Source organism: Haloarcula sp. Atlit-120R, assembly GCF_003665885.1.
GTDB lineage: Archaea > Halobacteriota > Halobacteria > Halobacteriales > Haloarculaceae > Haloarcula > Haloarcula taiwanensis.
This window is the reverse complement of record NZ_QPLN01000002.1, coordinates 43,749-61,440: the sequence shown is the minus strand read 5'-3', so window position 1 is coordinate 61,440 and position 17,692 is coordinate 43,749. Positions and strand designations below refer to the sequence as shown.

At 61.9% G+C, this 17,692-nt stretch carries 12 protein-coding genes; 9 read left to right on the top strand and 3 right to left on the bottom strand.

Annotated elements, in window-relative coordinates; translation table 11 throughout:
* Positions 1–14: 14 nt before the first annotated feature.
* Positions 15–1,760 (top strand): excinuclease ABC subunit C, encoded by a 1,746-nt coding sequence (locus DVK01_RS07525; RefSeq protein ID WP_121536225.1) that lies wholly within the window; start codon positions 15–17, stop codon positions 1,758–1,760.
* A 107-nt stretch (positions 1,761–1,867) separates the two neighbouring features.
* Here DVK01_RS07525 and DVK01_RS07520 read toward each other — a convergent pair whose 3' ends face one another.
* Positions 1,868–2,584, bottom strand: a complete 717-nt coding sequence (locus DVK01_RS07520; RefSeq protein ID WP_121536223.1) for a fumarylacetoacetate hydrolase family protein — start codon at positions 2,582–2,584, stop codon at positions 1,868–1,870.
* 248 nt (positions 2,585–2,832) lie between these two features.
* On the opposite strand from DVK01_RS07520, the gene DVK01_RS07515 reads away from it, so the two are divergent.
* From DVK01_RS07515 to DVK01_RS07495, 5 genes are all read left to right on the top strand, one after another.
* Positions 2,833–3,786 (top strand): M48 family metallopeptidase, encoded by a 954-nt coding sequence (locus DVK01_RS07515; RefSeq protein ID WP_101349063.1) that lies wholly within the window; start codon positions 2,833–2,835, stop codon positions 3,784–3,786.
* Positions 3,787–5,052: 1,266 nt separating this feature from the next.
* Positions 5,053–6,498 carry an aldehyde dehydrogenase family protein gene (locus DVK01_RS07510; RefSeq protein WP_121536221.1) on the top strand — a complete coding sequence of 482 codons (1,446 nt, stop codon included), beginning with the start codon at positions 5,053–5,055 and terminating at the stop codon, positions 6,496–6,498.
* Between the two features lie 637 nt (positions 6,499–7,135).
* Positions 7,136–8,218 carry a D-xylose 1-dehydrogenase Gfo6 gene (gfo6, locus tag DVK01_RS07505; protein ID WP_121536219.1) on the top strand — a complete coding sequence of 361 codons (1,083 nt, stop codon included), beginning with the start codon at positions 7,136–7,138 and terminating at the stop codon, positions 8,216–8,218.
* A gap of 44 nt (positions 8,219–8,262) precedes the next feature.
* Positions 8,263–9,123, top strand: coding sequence for an MBL fold metallo-hydrolase (locus tag DVK01_RS07500; protein ID WP_101349060.1), 861 nt, complete (start codon positions 8,263–8,265; stop codon positions 9,121–9,123).
* 101 nt (positions 9,124–9,224) lie between these two features.
* Positions 9,225–10,400, top strand: a complete 1,176-nt coding sequence (locus tag DVK01_RS07495; protein ID WP_121536217.1) for a mandelate racemase family protein — start codon at positions 9,225–9,227, stop codon at positions 10,398–10,400.
* 34 nt (positions 10,401–10,434) lie between these two features.
* Here DVK01_RS07495 and DVK01_RS07490 read toward each other — a convergent pair whose 3' ends face one another.
* Entirely contained in the window at positions 10,435–11,361 is a 927-nt protein-coding gene (locus tag DVK01_RS07490; protein WP_101349058.1) for a nucleoside hydrolase, read from the bottom strand.
* Between the two features lie 358 nt (positions 11,362–11,719).
* On the opposite strand from DVK01_RS07490, the gene DVK01_RS07485 reads away from it, so the two are divergent.
* Both DVK01_RS07485 and DVK01_RS07480 read left to right on the top strand, forming a co-directional pair.
* Complete coding sequence (locus DVK01_RS07485) at positions 11,720–15,172, top strand: CehA/McbA family metallohydrolase (protein ID WP_121536215.1); 3,453 nt, start codon at positions 11,720–11,722, stop codon at positions 15,170–15,172.
* 3 nt (positions 15,173–15,175) lie between these two features.
* Positions 15,176–15,898, top strand: coding sequence for a hypothetical protein (locus DVK01_RS07480; RefSeq protein ID WP_121536213.1), 723 nt, complete (start codon positions 15,176–15,178; stop codon positions 15,896–15,898).
* An 85-nt stretch (positions 15,899–15,983) separates the two neighbouring features.
* Here the strand turns inward: DVK01_RS07480 and DVK01_RS07475 are convergent, their stop codons facing one another.
* Entirely contained in the window at positions 15,984–16,178 is a 195-nt protein-coding gene (locus tag DVK01_RS07475; RefSeq protein WP_004518274.1) for a XapX domain-containing protein, read from the bottom strand.
* A gap of 467 nt (positions 16,179–16,645) precedes the next feature.
* Between DVK01_RS07475 and DVK01_RS07470 the strand changes: the two genes are divergently transcribed.
* Positions 16,646–17,686, top strand: coding sequence for a zinc-binding dehydrogenase (locus DVK01_RS07470; RefSeq protein ID WP_101349055.1), 1,041 nt, complete (start codon positions 16,646–16,648; stop codon positions 17,684–17,686).
* The last annotated feature ends 6 nt before the right edge of the window (positions 17,687–17,692 follow it).

Genomic DNA, 17,692 nt, shown 5'->3' with positions numbered 1-17,692 from the left:
CCAACCCTGAGCTAATGGACGCCGACGAGGTCCGAGAACGCGCGGGGTCGTTGCCACGGGAGCCCGGCGTGTACCTGTTTGAACAGGGCCGGGACGACACGCGCCGGGTCCTCTACGTCGGGAAAGCCGTCGACCTGTGCGACCGCGTGCGCTCTTACGCAGATCCGCGGAGCGAGCGCATCGCCAAGATGGTCGAACGGGCCGAGACCATCGACTTCGCCGTCACCGACACCGAGACACAGGCACTGTTGCTGGAAGCGAACCTCATCAAGCGCCACCGACCGCCCTACAACGTCCGGCTGAAAGACGACAAGTCCTACCCGCTGGTCCAGCTGACAGACCACGCCGTCCCCCGAATCGAGGTGACACGCGACCCGGAGGACGGCGCAACCGTCTACGGGCCGTTCACCGACAAGGGGCGTGTCGAGACAGTGGTGAAGGCACTGCGGGAGACGTACGGGCTCCGGGGGTGTTCCGACCACAAGTACGGCAACCGGGACCGACCCTGTCTGGACTACGAGATGGGCATCTGTACCGCGCCCTGCACCGGCGAGATCAGCGAGACCGAGTACGCCGAGGACGTCGAAGCCGTCACCCGATATTTCGAAGGCGAGACCGGCGTTCTCGCGGACCCGCTGCGCCGCGAGATGGAAGCTGCCGCACAGGCCCAGGAGTTCGAGCGCGCCGCGAACCTCCGGGACAAGCTCGGGGCCGTCGAGGCGCTCCACGGCGAGGGCGACACCGCCGTCAGCGACTCCGGGGGGTCCCAGACGACGGACGTGCTCGGGGCCGCCATCGAGGGCGAGCGCGCCATCGTCGCCCGGCTCCACGCCGAGGGCGGCAAGCTCGTCGAACGGGACCGCCACACGCTCGAAGCGCCAGACGGCGAGGGAACCGCCGGCGTGTACCGGGCGTTCATCCCGCAGTACTACGCCGAACGCGACCTCCCGGACCGGATTCTCTGTGCCGAGTCCCCCGCCGACCCGGACATCGAGGCGTGGCTGGAAAGCGAGGGCGTCACGCTCGGGGTGCCCGGGGCCGGTCGGGAGGCGACGCTGGTCGACCTCGCACTGAAGAACGCCCGTCAGCGCGGCGGGACCGACGACGAGAGCGGCCGTCTGGCCGACGCGCTGGGTATCGACCACCCGAGCCGCATCGAGGGGTTCGATGTGAGCCACGCCCAGGGCCGGTCGGCCGTCGGCTCGAACGTCACCTTCGTCGACGAGACGCCCGAGAAAAGTGATTACCGACGGAAGAGGCTCACCGAGCGAAACGACGACTACGCGAACATGCGCGAACTCGTTCGCTGGCGGGCCGCGCGTGCCATCGAAGGGCGGGACGACCGCCCGGACCCGGACCTGCTGCTCATCGACGGCGGCGACGGCCAGCTTGGGGCGGCCCGCGACGCGCTGGCCGAGACCGGCTGGGACGTGCCGGCCGTCGCACTCGCAAAAGACGAGGAGATGGTCATCACGCCCGACCGCGTGTACGACTGGGACGACGACGCCCCGCAACTCCACCTGCTTCAGCGGGTTCGTGACGAAGCACACCGCTTTGCCGTGCAGTACCACCAGACGCTGCGGGACGACGTGTCGACGACGCTGGACGAGGTGCCCGGAATCGGCCCCGAGACGCGGAAGCGACTGCTCCGACGCTTCGGCAGCGTGGACAACGTCAGGACGGCCTCCGACGAGGAACTGACGGCCATCGACGGTATCGGCGAGCAAACCGCGGAAACGATTCGGACTCGGCTACAGTGATTTTGTATAGCGGATAGTAGTTTATTCCAGTCAACTACTAAGCCCACCATTCTGCACGTAGACGACCTCAAAAGCCGTTTTGCTGCGTTTTTAGTGCTCAGTCGACGCTACGGCTCAACAACCGAGTTCCGGAGCGTGCCGACGCCGTCGTAGGTTATTTCGATTGTGTCGCCGGGCGCGACAGTCCCCGGGTTGGCCGGGCTACCGAAGGCGATGACGTCGCCGGGGCGGAACGTGAACCGCTCCGAGAGGTACGCGACAACTTCGTGGGGCCCGAACAGCATCTCGCGGGTGTTGGCGGACTGGCGGCGCTCATTGTTGATGTCCGTGTACATATCGGTGCTGGTGGGATCAACGTCAGTCTCGATCCACGGCCCCAGCGGCCCAGAACCATCGAAGGCTTTTCGCGCGGTTCGACCCTGCTGGTCCAGCGCATCGACATCGTTCAGGACCGTGTATCCCCTGACCGCGTCGGGAACGTCAGCGGGATCGATATCGTGACACCGCTTGTCTATGACTGCGGCCAGCTCGCCTGCGTAGGTGAGTTCATCGGTGAACGGCGGGTAAGGAATGTCCTGCTCATGGGCGAGTAGCGCCGCCGGCGGCTTGATGAAGAAGTCCGGTTCCTCGGGGCGGTCGTAATCCATCTGGTCGTTCGTAGCGGCGTAGTTCCGACCGACGCAGTACAGCGCGGTCGGTTCACACGGCGGGAGCAGCCGCCCGTCGCGGCCAACCACGTACTGCCCATCGTCAGCGTGGATGACGCCGTCGACGTATTCGCCGGTAACCGGTCCACGGTCCGTCAGAAGTCGTGCGATTCGCATACTGAGTCGTCTGTGTGGCGGTGAAAAAGGCGTGTCGGCTACAGTGTGCACCAGTCGACAGCTATCGTCGGTCACGGCCGAAATGCTTTTTTGCCGCCGTTTCAGCCGAGAGGCGACCCGTTTTTGGAGCTATAATAAATCTAATATCGCTATATCAAATATCCCGGGAACGTGGCACCGAAGTGTGTAGGCGTAGCCGGCAGTCACCCACCAAAGCGGTTTTTTCGCACAACGGCGTACCGCCATACATGGCTGTGACCCGACGGCTACTCGTGGGCATCGTCGGGCTGGTGTCGCTGCTGGTCTATCTCATGGCTGCATACGTGGGGTACGTGCTGCTGTTGCCAGTGTGGAACAGCCGCCCGTCACCACTGTTGGCCGCGCTGGTCATTCTCGGGACCGCGATCGTTCTCGGCATCTTGAACTACTGGGCTGCAACAGCGCAACTCAAGCGGTCCCTCGATGCAGTCGAACTCTCGCGGACGCGTGCACCGGAACTCCACCGCCGTCTTGACGGGCTTGTCGATCAGATGGATGTCGACACACCGACGCTGCTACTGGCGGAGCTACCAGTCCCGAACGCGTTTGCCATCGGTGGCGGAGCCGGAGCTATCGTCCTCGACAGACGGCTGTTCCAGCTGTTGTCCCCAGCAGAATTCGAGGCTCTTCTGGGGCATGAACTCGCGCATCTGGAGACCCGTGATGCACTCGTTCAGACCGTCGCGTACAGCCTCGTCCAGACGCTTGTCGGACTCGTCGGCCTCGTGTTATTTCCCATCGTGGTGCTGGTCGGTGGTGTCGCCCGGTCGCTCGCACTGGTGCGTGGCGACCCGTCGTCGTGGTCGCGCTCCTGGCTTGGGCGGACACAGCGGTACTCGCTGCAGGTCGTTGCCGGTCTCGGATTCGCCGTGACACTGCTGATACTCAGCTACTCCAGACGTCGTGAGTTGGCAGCCGACGACCGCGCGGTCGAGGTTACGGGGAATCCCGTTGGGCTCGCCCGGGCCCTCGTGAAAATCGAACAGGCGTCGAAGCCGGATCCGGGACTCCTGCGACAACTATACGTTCACGGCGAAACGGACAGCAATCTGTCACGCCTCCTGTCGACGCATCCGCCGATGGACGAGCGAATACAGCGGCTACAGGAGCGGGTGCAGGGTAATTCTATGAGAGCACGCGAACTATCGAACGACCGTCGGTAGCTGCGCTGTTGATCGACGCCCGAAGATGCCATATATTCGAACCAGCTTTTTCAGCTATATACGGGTGCATTCAGCAAACATATTGGGGAGATATGAGGAAAGTAGCGGGCATTTTCGTGGCAGATGCTGCTCGCGGTATGTCATTTCGGCAAGGCTGTCTAACCGACGAGGTCTCGTTTGGTGCGCAACATGAAGACGCAGACTGTGGAGTTTATCGCGACGCTGGACCGGACATGAGGTAAATCATGGTATGTGTTGCTTCCGGAAGGAGTACACCCTGAAGAGAGTCTCCATATATCCATTGAGGGCGACATAGGAGTCCTAGAAATCGCTATATTTGCACGGAGCGTCTGTCAATGTATGCAAGCCAGCATCCCGAAGCGAGCCACCGATACAGCAAAGAACCACACATACGGATGCCCGCTGTGTAATTGTGGTGCAGACAGTGAAAATGATATTTACTGCCATCTGCTGGTCTCACACCGAAAGAGTGCACTTGCTGGTGCACTTCTCGAAGGCGTTGACGGTGACGGATAAATCCGTGTTTAATTTCGATACGGGCGAGAGTGTCTTCGAGTAGTACCAAATTGTAGGCTTTTAGAAAGCTATCACAAAATTTGTGCTCGTATTCGGCCACTTATTATCTTGTTTCTGTGATCGAATAGTGAAATAGTGCCGCTGGCAGAATAGCCGCAACTGATTCAAGAGAGAGTTGGGTCGTCGTAAGTGCAGTAACTGCAATCTTTTGATCTGCACTGTTTACGCCAATAAACCAGTCAACACTATATTAAACAACAGGTGGTCATACCGGGACCGCTGGTCCAGCAGTAGCGACTGTCGACAGCGTGCCCGATAACATACATACACGTGTTATACTATGGAGTACATTTATATACTAGAATATCGCCCATCATGGATCGGTCATAGTGACGACACCAGAGCGCAGATAACACAGGAACAGAGATACGTGCAGAGAGTAGGATTTCCAACAACACAAGCATCGCAACGCAGCCACGCCTCGCGATGTGACACATCTGGCAACACACAGAGTTCGTGTTGTCTTGTTGTTTGACAGCGGTAGCTATTTTACCGGCTTCAATTGGGATTCTGCAGTCGGTCATCGAAACTCTGATTCTGGAAACGCTGATTACGGTGACTACGACGCTTGCTGTTCAGCGTTGTCGCCGTCGTTCCACACCGTCGAACGTCGCGACACAGCGAAGGATGGGAAACGCGTAAGTATTGGGAATGAGATGATTCAAACGTATGACGCAGACGTATGAGAACTATATCGGCGGTGAGTGGACCGGAACCGGGGAGACACAGGACGTCACGAATCCAGCAGACGAAACGGACATCGTCAGCACGGTTCCGGTGGGCTCGGCGGCAGACGCCGACGAGGCAGTCGCGGCCGCAGCGGGTGCGACGGATGAGTGGGCCGGGATGTCTGGTCCGGAGCGCGGTGCGATCCTGCGTGAGACCGGTGAAATCCTGAAATCCCGGAAAGACAAGCTGGCGGAGACACTGACCCGCGAAGAGGGAAAGCCGCTCGGCGAGGCCGAGGGCGAGGTTCAGCGTGCGATTGATATCTTCTATTACTACGCGGAGAAGGCCCGCGACTTCGGCGGAACCGTCAAACAGCCCAGCGGCGGCCGTGCCGGCCTACAGACGAAAAAAGAGCCGATGGGCGTCGCAGCGCTCATTACGCCGTGGAACTATCCCATCGCGATCCCGGCCTGGAAGATTGCGCCGGCACTCGCGGTCGGCAACACCGTTGTCATCAAGCCCGCGATGCAGGCACCGACCGTCGGCGCGATGATTGTCGAGGCGCTGGACGAGGCCGGGATTCCGGACGGCGCTATCAACCTGGTCTGTGGCCCCGGTAGCGAGGTCGGTGAGCGGCTGACCACCCACGACGACGTTGACGTGGTCTCGTTCACCGGCAGTGCCTCGGTCGGCGAGCACGTCTACGAACAGGCAACGAGCAACGGGAAGCGTGCGCAGGCAGAGATGGGCGGGAAGAACCCGACGGTCGTCATGCCGAGCGCCGACGTGAACAAGGCGGCTGACATCGTAGGTGCCGGGGCCTTCGGCGGAACGGGTCAGGCTTGTACGGCGACCTCCCGAGCTATCGTCCACGAGGACGTGTACGACGAGTTCCTGGACGCCGTCGTCGACTACGCCGAGTCCCTCGAAGTCGGAAACGGCCTCGACCGGGCCGGCATGGGCCCACACGTCAGTGAAGACGAACTCGCGGGGAGTCTGGAGTACATCGACATCGCACAGTCGGAGGGGGCAACCCTCGAAACGGGCGGCGAGGAACTCACCGGCGGCGAGTACGACGCCGGGAACTTCATCTCGCCGGCGGTGTTCGCCGATGTCGAGTCGGATATGCGCATTGCACAGGAAGAGGTGTTCGGACCGGTGCTCGCTGTCATTCCCGTCTCCGACTTCGACGAGGGTGTCGAAGTTGCCAACGACATCGACTACGGGCTCTCGGCCAGCATTGTCACCGACCGAATCGAGGAGGAAAACGAGTTCATCGAACGCTCCGAGTCCGGCGTGGTCAAGGTCAACGAGAAGACGACCGGCCTAGAACTGCACGTTCCCTTCGGCGGCCTCAAGCGCTCCTCGACGAACACCTACCGCGAGCAGGGCGACGCGGGACTGGAGTTCTTCAGCTACATCAAGACGGTGTACCGCAACAGCTAACCGAGGCGGCCACCGTCGTTGTCTGCGGAGTGTGAGCTCTGTTACAGAACGGTTATTTCGTACTGGTTTTTAGACCCTGTTGCTTTTGTCAACCGCAAGAGTGAGCGTGCAAAGTCATGGTCGTGGCCCGACCGACGATTGTGGAACAGCCCCAACATCGGACTGTCTATCCCGTACAGACGGCCCACTCTCGGGATGCGCGCCCCGGCGTCCGGTTGGGTACAACGCCGTGTTATCGTCAGTCACTGCAAACCGTGGCCACAACGATCAGGATAGCGTTTCAAGCCAGCCAACTGTCGACCGAACCCTATCACTCCGTGATGACCGACCATTCAGTATGACGGAACGCTTCCGTAACGGTTGTACTGCCGTTATTCTCGATACTGAACCCGAGAGCACGGACGAGAAAAGGCCATAGACGGGCCGTAAAACAGCATTTGCCATTCGGAGCAGCGACTGACGGCTGTGGAATACTACCGGTTAGACTGTTGTTTTGTTCTGCAATATCGAACAATTATCTCATTTGCAGGGATTTGTTTACTTAATGTATGAACTGTCATTCGATACACTGGGACAGCATGGGCTGACACGGGATGCCAACACAAAAAATAATATCCAGCCAAGAGACGGCACCCGTATGAACGTTGACGCGCTCACGGGAGGGTTCGACCGTCGAGACTGGCAGGAACAGACAGAAACTGACGACCCCGTTCGGTTTGCGATGATCGGCGTCGGCTGGTGGACGACCGAACAGGCGATGCCCGCCGTCGACGCGGGAGATCTCTGTGAAACAACGGTACTGATCAGCAGTGACCGCGAAAAGGCAGCCGATGTAGCCGCTGATTCGGAGACGGTCGAACACGCGATCACCTACGAAGAGTTCCACGACGGAGTCGCGAGTGACGCATACGACGCCGTCTACATCGTTACCCCGAACGCGCTCCACCTCCCGTACGTCGAGACGGCAGCAGAACTGGATAAGGCGATCCTCTGTGAGAAACCGATGGAGGCCACCATCGAGCGTGCCGAGCGAATGGTCGATGTCTGTGACGAACACGACGCGACGCTGATGATCGCCTACCGGATGCACACCGAGCCAGCCGTCCGGCGAGCGAAGGATCTCATCGACGAGGGATACATCGGCGAACCGCTGTTCGTCCACGGCAACATGACCGAGCCGATCCTCGAACTCGTCCCCGACCCCGACCAGTGGCGGCTGGACGGGGAGCTGTCCGGCGGCTGTGCCGTCATGGATATCGGCATCTATCCGCTGAACACGAGCCGATTCCTGCTGGATGCCGACCCCGTGGCCGTCCGGGGAACCGTCGCATCGGTGCAGGAGGAGTTCGCCGACGTGCCGGACGAGCACGGCGCGTTCCAGCTAGATTTCCCCGGCCACGTGTACGCAGTGTGTACTGCCAGCCAGAACGCACATCTCGATAGCCACATCTCCGTACTCGGAACTGAAGGCAAGGTCCGCGTCGAACCGGCCTTCTACCCATGGGACGACCGTGCGCTCCAGTTGTCTCACGAGGGGACGACTGTCGACATCGGCTTCGAACAGATCGACCAGATGGAAGAGGAGTTCGAGTACTTCGCCCACTGTCTACTGACCGACACCGAACCCTACGCCGACGGAGAGCACGGCCTCGTCGACATCAACACTATCAAAGCCGTCTACGAGGCCTCCGAGACAGAGTCGACGGTCACGCTCGATTGAACGCGGTGCGAGATTTTTTGACCCGGCCAGGCATAGTTCGGCACATGGTTCAGTCAACGTGGGACGACTGGTTCGTCCGCGACGAGATTGAAGCGACAGACCCCGGCGACGGTGTCGTGGTCTGGTATCTCGGCTGTAACGGTTTCGTGCTCCGCTCGCAGTCGACGACGCTGTACATCGACCCTTACTTCGGGACTGGCGACCCACCGAACCTCATCCGCATGATTCCGGTACCGATGGATCCCGCCGATGCGACCGAGTGTGATGCCACACTCGTCACGCACGAACATATCGACCACATGCATCCGCCGTCGTACGGCCCGCTGGTCGAGGACCTCGACGCGGACCTGTATGCACCGTCGGCATCGTATGACTCCCCGGACTACGACGGTGAGATGCGGGTGCCTGACGGGCAGCGCAACGAAATCGCCGTCGGTGATGAGTTCGTTGTCGGTGATTTCACCATCCACGTTACCGGGACGAACGACCCTGACGCCATCGAACCGGTGGGGTACGTCATCGAGCACGACGCTGGGACGTTCTTCCACGCCGGCGACAGCCGGCCCGCAGAGGGGTTTACCGGCGTTGGCGAACGGTTCGACATCGACGTGGGCGCGCTGGCGTTTGGAACCGTCGGCTCTATCTACGAGCCTGAACCGGACAGCGGTGTCAGAACGAAGTGGTACATGGACGAAAACGAGATCATCGAGGCCGCGAACCAGCTGCAGCTATCCCGGTTGCTTCCCGCGCATCACGATATGTGGCAGGGCGAGGCCGGCGACCCGAAAGTGCTTCACGAGCACGCGGTGTCGTTCGACTACCCCCGGGTCATCGAACCGCTGTACATCGGCTGTTCGGTGCGGCTGGGTGAGCCCGGGATTCGTCGCCTCGACGCGCTGGACTGAATGAGACAGGCGGTCCAGTCGCTGCTGTGGCAGCCGCTCAAGCAGAGACGGCGTTTTGTCACGGGGTAGCTTTAATACCCCCACCACAGTATGTCCGGCAAATGTCGCCAACGATAACGAAAATCGAAAGCCGAGAGTTCGAGTACCCCCTCGAAGATGTGGGGACCGACAAGCACGGCTTCAATCTGGTCTATGCGCCGGGCGAGACAACCACGCGGAAACTATTCGGCGTACAGGTTCATACTGACGAGGGAATCACGGGCGAGTACGTCGGCGGCAATTCGCCGGCAGCCGCCCAGTACAACATCATCGCACAGTACCTCATCGGTAAAGACCCGCTGAAACGCGAGAAGCACTGGTCCGAATGCAAGCGCGCACTCCGGAAATACGACCGGATGGGCATCGGCCCAATCGACATCGCGCTGTGGGACTTCGCCGGCAAGTACTACGACGCGCCGATTCACGAACTGCTCGGAACCTACCGCGAGCGCATCCCCGCCTACGCCTCCACGTATCACGGCGACGACGCCGGCGGACTGGACTCGCCCGAGGCCTTCGCCGACTTCGCCGAAGACTGTCGCGACGAGGGCTTTGGCGGCTTCAAGATTCACGGCTGGGGCGGCGGCGACGACGCCCGGAGTCTCGACCGCGAGGTCGAGGCGGTCCACGCTGTCGGCGACGCGGTCGGCGACGAGATGGACCTGATGCACGACCCGGCCTGCGAACTGGAGACGTTCGCCGACGCGCTGGAACTTGGCCGGGCGCTCGATGAGCAGGACTTCTTCTGGTACGAGGACCCGTTCCGCGACGGCGGTATCTCACAGCACGCCCACAAGAAGCTGGCACAGAAACTCGATACGCCGATTCTCCAGACCGAACACATCCGCGGACTGGAGATCAAATCCGACTTCGCCGCCAGCGAGGCGACCGACTTCCTCCGGGCCGACCCCGAGTACGATGCGGGTATCACCGGCGCGATTAAGGTGGCCCGGATGGCCGAAGCGTTCGGGCTGGACGTGGAGTTCCACGCGCCCGGCCCGGCCCAGCGCCACTGCATCGCCGCCTGCCGGAACTCGAACTACTACGAAATGGCGCTTGTCCACCCGGACTGCCAGAACACCCAGCCGCCGGTGTACGAGGGGGGCTACTCCGACCTGATGGATGCGGTCGACGACGACGGGACGGTCAGTGTTCCTGACGGCCCCGGCCTCGGCGTGGAGTACGACTGGGACTACATCGCGGACAACACTACCGGAAGCGTCCACGTCTACGAATAGCGCCGCAAGCAGCCGTCACAGGCTAAGGGGTGAATCAGTCCGCTGCGTACGCTCTGACGCCAGTTTCGAGAACCTCACGGTAGCGGTCCACGTCGATGTCGACGGCTACCTCGCTGTTTGGCTCATTGTCGGTCGTGCCGTACTCGTCGCAGATGACTGCCCCGTGGCAGGGGCCGCCGGTCGTGTCCACGTCGAGGTAGTACTCCTCGAAAGTGAGCACCGACTCGTCGATGATGTCAGCGACGACAGCGGCGTCGTGGATGGCCGGCGCGTCGGCCAGCGGGTAGGTTCCGGAGTCGGGCCGGTAGTCGAGCCACTCGGCGACGGTCCCCCGGATGCCACCGGCCGTGCGGAACTCCTCGATGAACTCGGGAGCGACGGTAGCGCGGTTAGTCACGTCTAGCCCGACCATCCGGGTAGTGGCGTCTTGCAGGACGCGACTGGCTGCCGCGGGGTCGTTGTGGAAGTTGGCCTCGGCCATCGGTGTCACGTTTCCGGTCGTCATCGCCGCCCCGCCCATGAGATAGATATCCTCGACGAGGTCGGGTAACCGGGGTTCCTTTGCCAGTGCCATTGCCAGGTTCGGAAGCGGACCGACGGCTGCAATCGTCAGTTCGTCTCCGTACTCGCGGGCGGCTTCGACGATTGCGTCGGCCCCGTGGATATCACGTGTGTCGCCCTCACTGTCGGGGATATCGCCGTGGAGTCCGTTCTCGCCGTGAATCCACTCGGCAGTCGTGAGGTCGTCGACGAGTGGGCGACCACAGCCCCGAGACACCGGAACATCGTAGCCACCGAGACCCAGTATCGCGTGTGCGTTTCGCGTCGTGTTCTCGATAGTCGTGTTTCCGCAAACAGTCGAGAGACCGACCACATCAATTGCCTCGTGGCCGAGCGCCATTGCCAGCATGACCGCGTCGTCGCAGCCGGGGTCCGTATCGAAGAAGACTTTCCGTGACATACCTTCGGAGTTCCGCCCACCGGGTCTTAAAAGCTGGTACGTCCCGGAGTTGACACGGAAGCGCCGCTGTGGACAGACTGCAAGTGTTCTGTGGGTGATCTGTCGGGCTGTCGTCGCGACCACAACCGGTGTGTCGAAATGTGTGGCCGACAGATGAGGTGTGTCAGTCTCAGCTTATACTGGCCGAGGGGTGTGACATTAGGGGACAGCTAAAACAGGCCCGACCCCGAGGTGGGAATCCGGATCACAGTTCGCACAGACAAGAGTCGGTCATTCGTTACAGAACGCAGTCAGTATCCGAGAATAGTGGGACCATGGTAAATTTTAACTATATAGTCACAATACGGTATAGGAAGTGATGGATAGAAATCACATACGGCCAGTACTACTCAGCGTACTACTCGTTTTCTCGGTTGTCAGCACCGGCTTCCTCGGAAGTGCCGCTGCTGCACCGAGCGAGCAAAGCGAGGTGGCAACGGTGAACAGTCAGACGATGGCACAGACGGCCACAGCTGGTGGGGCGACCTGTCAGCTTGACGGGAGCTGTCCGGTTCCTGATGAGTCAGTCGATCTCAACAACAGCGGTGCCGGCGTCGACGTGTTGATCGACGGGAGCCATCAGGGCTCAACGTTCACGAAGTTCGCGAACCGACTCAGCGAGCGCGGGTACGACGTCGACACGAAACGGTCGACGAGCGGCGGGCTGACCTCGTGGAACAGTTCGGCCGCGAACGGGCTGTCGGACTACGACGTGGTCATCATTCCCGTCCCCCAGACGGCCTATAGCGAGGCCGAGCAGGATGCAATCGACGAGTACGTCAGAAACGGCGGCAGCCTGTTCGTCGTCGGGGACTGGACCTCACCACTACAGGGCCACGCCGGCAAGCTCAACGACATCACCGACCCGTACGGCCTCCACTTCAACGGCGAGAGCGACAAGTGGCTCCGGAACATTCAGGATCCGACGAACAAGACAGTTGCAGATTACGAGTGGCGAGTCATTCTGCACAACACGGGCCAGCATCCCATAATGAACACCGTCGACACCGTGGAGTACGACGGGGTCAGTCTCAACGTGACCGATACCGAAAACGGGACCCAGGCCCCGTTACTGTACGGTGACAGCGACACCTACGAGTACACCTACTCCACGACAGAGACGGAGTATCCCCGTGGCGAGCGCATCGTCGGTGCGGCCGCGACGTGGGACATCGGTGACAACGGCCGCGTTGTCGCCTTCGGCAGTCAGAAGTCGCTCACGACGTATCTCACCGACGAGTGGCAGGCCGAACACCAGCAAACCGATACGCGGCCGTTTCTCTTCCGGACGGTGAAGTGGCTGGCCTCGTCGGGCCACGTCGAGCGACCGGACAAGCCGGTCGCCGTCACCGGCGAGCGAATCAAGGGCGGCGAGACACCAGCGAACGAAACCATCGTTCTGAAAAACAGTGAAGTCGCCGCCGCCATCGGCACCGAAACAAACGGTCCCTTCGGCACGCTCCCCGGTGGCATCTACGACGCCAACGCGTACGGGCTGACGACCGACCAGATCGGCGTCGCCGAGTTCGCGTTCAACAACTTCGGGACGTGGCCGGACTACGAGTCCTTCGAGTACCAGAACGCGACCGGGCCCAGCGGCGCAGCAGTCGTCACCGCGACCGGCCACGTCAGTACGAACTCGAACGTGTCCGTCACGACGACGTATACGCTGCCGGCCAACTCCAGCCACATCTGGATCAACACCACGATGGAGAACGGCGGCGACCAGCACCTCCCGGTCAACGATTCCGAGCGCCTCCAGAGCGGGGCGGCACTGAGTTCTGAGGGGCAATCAACCTGGCTCCCCGGTTCGGGGACGGTCGAGGAAACGCGTTCGCCGCCGGTGAGTGCCGACACACTCGACCAGCCCTGGGCCGCGCTCACCGGTGACCGCGTGAGCTACGGCGTCTGGGGCGGGAACGGCTCCTTTACCTCGTACACGGGTTCCACGACATGGGTTGACCCGTGGCTCGAACACCGCCTCGACCCCGGCGAAACGCGGTCAGCAGAGTTCGCCCTCTTCGTCGGCTCGGAGGGCGCAAGTAGCGCGACCAGCGAGTACTACAACAAGCAGCATGGCACCGAGACGGGAACGGTGACCGGCAGCATCGAGAGTACGGACAACGAGTCCGTCTCACAGGCCACAGTCACCGCCTCGAAGGGCGACCGTGCGTTCACCTACACCGTCGGCTCGGAGACGGGAACGTACGAACTCGAACTCCCCGCCGGCGAGTACACGCTGACGGCTGATGCCAGCGGATTTGCGGCATCAGAGCCAAAATCCGTCACTGTCACCGGCGGCGAGACAGCCACCGCAGACTTCGACTCGCTGGAGGGGCCGGCACCAGTCAACGTCACCGCAACGATAGACGACGAGGGTGAGGTCAGTCCCGCCGACGCTCGGATCACGGTGCTCGACGACGGCACCGCGGTCCAGACCGTCTACACACAGACGACGCCGGCCGGGACTGCCTCGTTCCAGCTCCCGCCCGGCAACTACACGCTGGTGTTTAACCACGGAACCGGCTACATCGCCGACCCGGTCGAGAAGAACGTCTCGGTGACGCCCGGCGAGGCAGTCAGCGTCAACGCGACGTTCACCGAGGAGCTGGACCCCAGCGAGCGCAACTGGGTCGGTATCGATCCCCACGCCCACAGCAGCGTCAGCTTCGACGGCAAGACGCCCATCGACAACTTCGTCGCCATCCAGAAATCGGCAGGCGTCGATGCGGTGTTCATCTCCGACCACAACGCCATCGGTGGCTGGGGGTCGATGGAGTCACAGGCCAAGGAGCGCGGCATCATGTTCATCCGGAGCGAGGAGATCACCACCGGCGACCTCGGACACTTCAACCCCTACCCGATGCACGGCGAGGAGATGATTGATTCCGACGGGACCCTGGTGGAGTTCATCGAAGAGTCCCGGACCCGACACAACGCAACGGTGTTCCAGGTCAACCATCCGGGTGACCGCTTCGTCAGCCTCGACAGTGCGCCCGGCCAACACGAGAAGTACCTCCCGATGGTCGACGCCATCGAAGCGTACAACGGTCCGTACGGTGAGTCCGACGCTGCCAGCGTCCGCGGGCTGTTCACCCTCTGGAACAACGGCTACGAGATTACGGCGACCGGTGTCAGCGACGACCACTGTTCGCAGTGCTTCCCGGCGAAATACGGCAGTGCCCGCACCCGGGCATACGTCGAGGGGCCAGTCACGCCCGAGAAGTGGGCCCAGTCAGTGAAAGACGGGCACACGTACGCGACGTACGGTCCGGCCGTCGAGTTCACCGTCGACGACAGGATGCCCGGCGAGACCGTGAACACGACCGCCGGGTCCTCCGTAGAGGCGTCCGCGACGGTTCGGAACCTCGACGAACTCGCGTACGCCGAGGTCATCCGGAACGGCACGACCGTCTCGAACGTCACGCTCGACGGGACAAACGACACTATGAGCACCGACGTTGCCATCGACGGGAACGCCTGGGTCGCCTTCCGCGTCGTCGACGAGGACGGCGACCGAGCGCTGACCAGCCCGGTCTGGATTTCGACGAGCCAGCAAGCCGAATCCGGGACTGACGGCAACGGCGAGTCCGGCGGTACCACGGCGACTGTTGCGCCTGACACCGAGGGCGAGTCGGCGGGAACGATGGCCGAAGACACTGCAACCGCGGAGTCGGAGACGACCGCCGCGTCCGGACCCGGGTTCACCGCCGTCGTCACACTGCTCGCGCTCGTCGGCGCAGCGCTGCTCGCAACGCGACGGGGGACCTGAGCCATGTGGGACACCAGCCAGCGACGGAGTCGGCGTGGGTTCCTCGGAACCCTCGCGGTGGCTGCGGTGACCACCGCTGGCTGTAGCAGCCTCGGCGGCACCCAGAACAGCCAGCCGGGCGACACCGGAGCTGGCGGCGCGACGGCAACAGCCGAGGGAACGTCCACACAGGCAGACACTGGGGCACACCACGACGAGACACACGGCCACACGCACACGAACGGCAGTCACGACCACGGCGACGGGCACAGCCACGACGGCGAGCACGCCGAGAGCGACGACGAAGTCGACGGCGCTACCGACACCGAGCTCGCCGCGTTCGAATCCCACCTGCGCGAGTGGTTCGTCGACATCGACTCCCTCGCCGTCGAAGACGGGCGCATCAGGCTGACCTACGTCACGAAGAGCACGCGCGGCCACGAACTCGCGGCTGGCATCGAGACAGTCGTCGTCTCGTTCATCCAGGCGTACACGGACGACTGGGGGGTCGAAGGTCTCGACGCGGAGGTGATCGAGCCGTCCGGCGACGTGATGGGCTACTGGCGAACCGAATCGCGGTGGGTCGAACCGGTAGCCGAGGGCCACAAGACGCGGACCGCGCTGCTCGAACGGACCCTCGACACGTATCACGGCCGCCTCACTCGCGACCACGACCACGCTGGCACCGACCACGGCGGGAACGAGAGCGGTCACCAGCACAACGGGACCGAGCACGCAGCCCACTGACGGCGGCAGTGTCGTCACTGCCGTCACCGTCGTTCTGATAGTTAGAAAGGGGTGCAGTTAGTTCGAAAACGGAGCGTATAGCTTCTCAGACCTTCAGCAACGACAGCAGGCTGACGCCGACGTCGAAGTACTCGATGAGGCGATAGCCGACGAGGATGCCGAGGATACCCATGACACCGGCGAGGTTCGGCGGGGCCGGAATGGGGACATCCAGCAGTCCGAACACAACGCCGGTAGCGACCCCGGTCATCGTCGCGACGATAACGAGTGAGAGATTCATCGGTCGGTCACCACTGTCCTGTCACGAGGAGCCACCCAGTTGCATGTCAGATCGCCCCGAGAGCGGTCAGAGAGTGTGTTTGCAGTGTGTGTCATTGGTGGCGTAGAAAACGGGTTCGAGCGGTAAGTATGCTCCTCATCGGGCCAGCAGTGGTGGGGAGTAGCACACACCAACCCAAGAGAGGGCTGTACTACCGAGAAACGAAGCCCTGTAAGTAGATTCTTCGGTTATTAGTAGAGAAATATCCACTTTTCAAGTTTATATTTAGCTTTTCTCGACGCACTAGATATAATAGGGCACCGTATCTCTGCTATATCTAAATATTGCCCGTATTATGAGAATATAATTCCCGTAAGTAGATAGATTATGATGTATCCAGATACAGGTGTACGACCGCAGTAGTGCAACCACGAATAGTATCGTCCGGGAGGCTGGCGTTTATAACCAAGCCACGGGAAGTGGTGACGATGCAAGCCGTTCAGTTCGACAGTCACGGCGACCGTGATGTGCTCGAGTATGGCGAGTTTCCCGACCCCGAACCCGACCGCGACGAGGTGGTCATCGACGTGAAGGCGGCCGCGCTGAACCACCTCGACATATGGACCCGGCGCGGCCTTCCCGGCGTCGACCTCGACATGCCTCATATCCCCGGCAGCGACGCCGCGGGCGTCGTCGACGAAGTCGGTGACGACGTTTCGCGGTTCGAACCCGGCGACCGGGTGGCCGTCCTCGCCGGCAAAAGCGGCGGTGGCGACGAGTTCACGCGAAAGGGTGACCCGACACTTGCGCCGGATTTCCACATCATCGGCGAACACGTCCGGGGCGTCCACAGCGAGTACGCCGCTGTGCCTGCCGAGAACCTCACGCCAGTCCCCGAAGGCGTCGACTGGGAGACAGCCGCCGCGTCGCCGCTTGTGTTCCAGACCGCCTGGCGGATGCTTCGCGACCGCGGCGACCTGAAATCCGGCGAGTCCGTCCTCGTTCTCGGCGCGTCCGGCGGCGTCGGCCACGCTGCCGTCCAGGTCGCAGACCACGCCGGCGCGGAGGTGTTTGCGACCGCCAGCAGCCGGGAGAAACTTGACTACGCAGAAGAACTGGGTGCGGATCACACCATCAACTACGAGGAGGCGGACTTCGCGAGCGAGATTCGGGACCTGACCGACGGCCGCGGCGTCGATATGGTCGTCGACCACATCGGCGCACAGACCTGGCAGGACTCGCTCAAGAGCCTCGTCAAGGGTGGTCGCGTCGTCACCTGCGGGGCGACAACCGGTGGCAACCCGGAGACGGACCTCAACCGCATCTTCTGGAACCAGTTGCAGGTCATCGGCTCGACGATGGCCACTCCGGGTCAGGCCGACGAAGTGCTGGAGCTGGTCTGGCAAGGAGAAATGGAACCACGGGTCCGCGAGACGCTCCCCATGAGCGAAATCGCCAGAGCACACGAGATAATCGAGGACCGCGAGGGCTTCGGAAAGGTCGTAGTCGTTCCCGACAGCGAACTGTAGAACCGG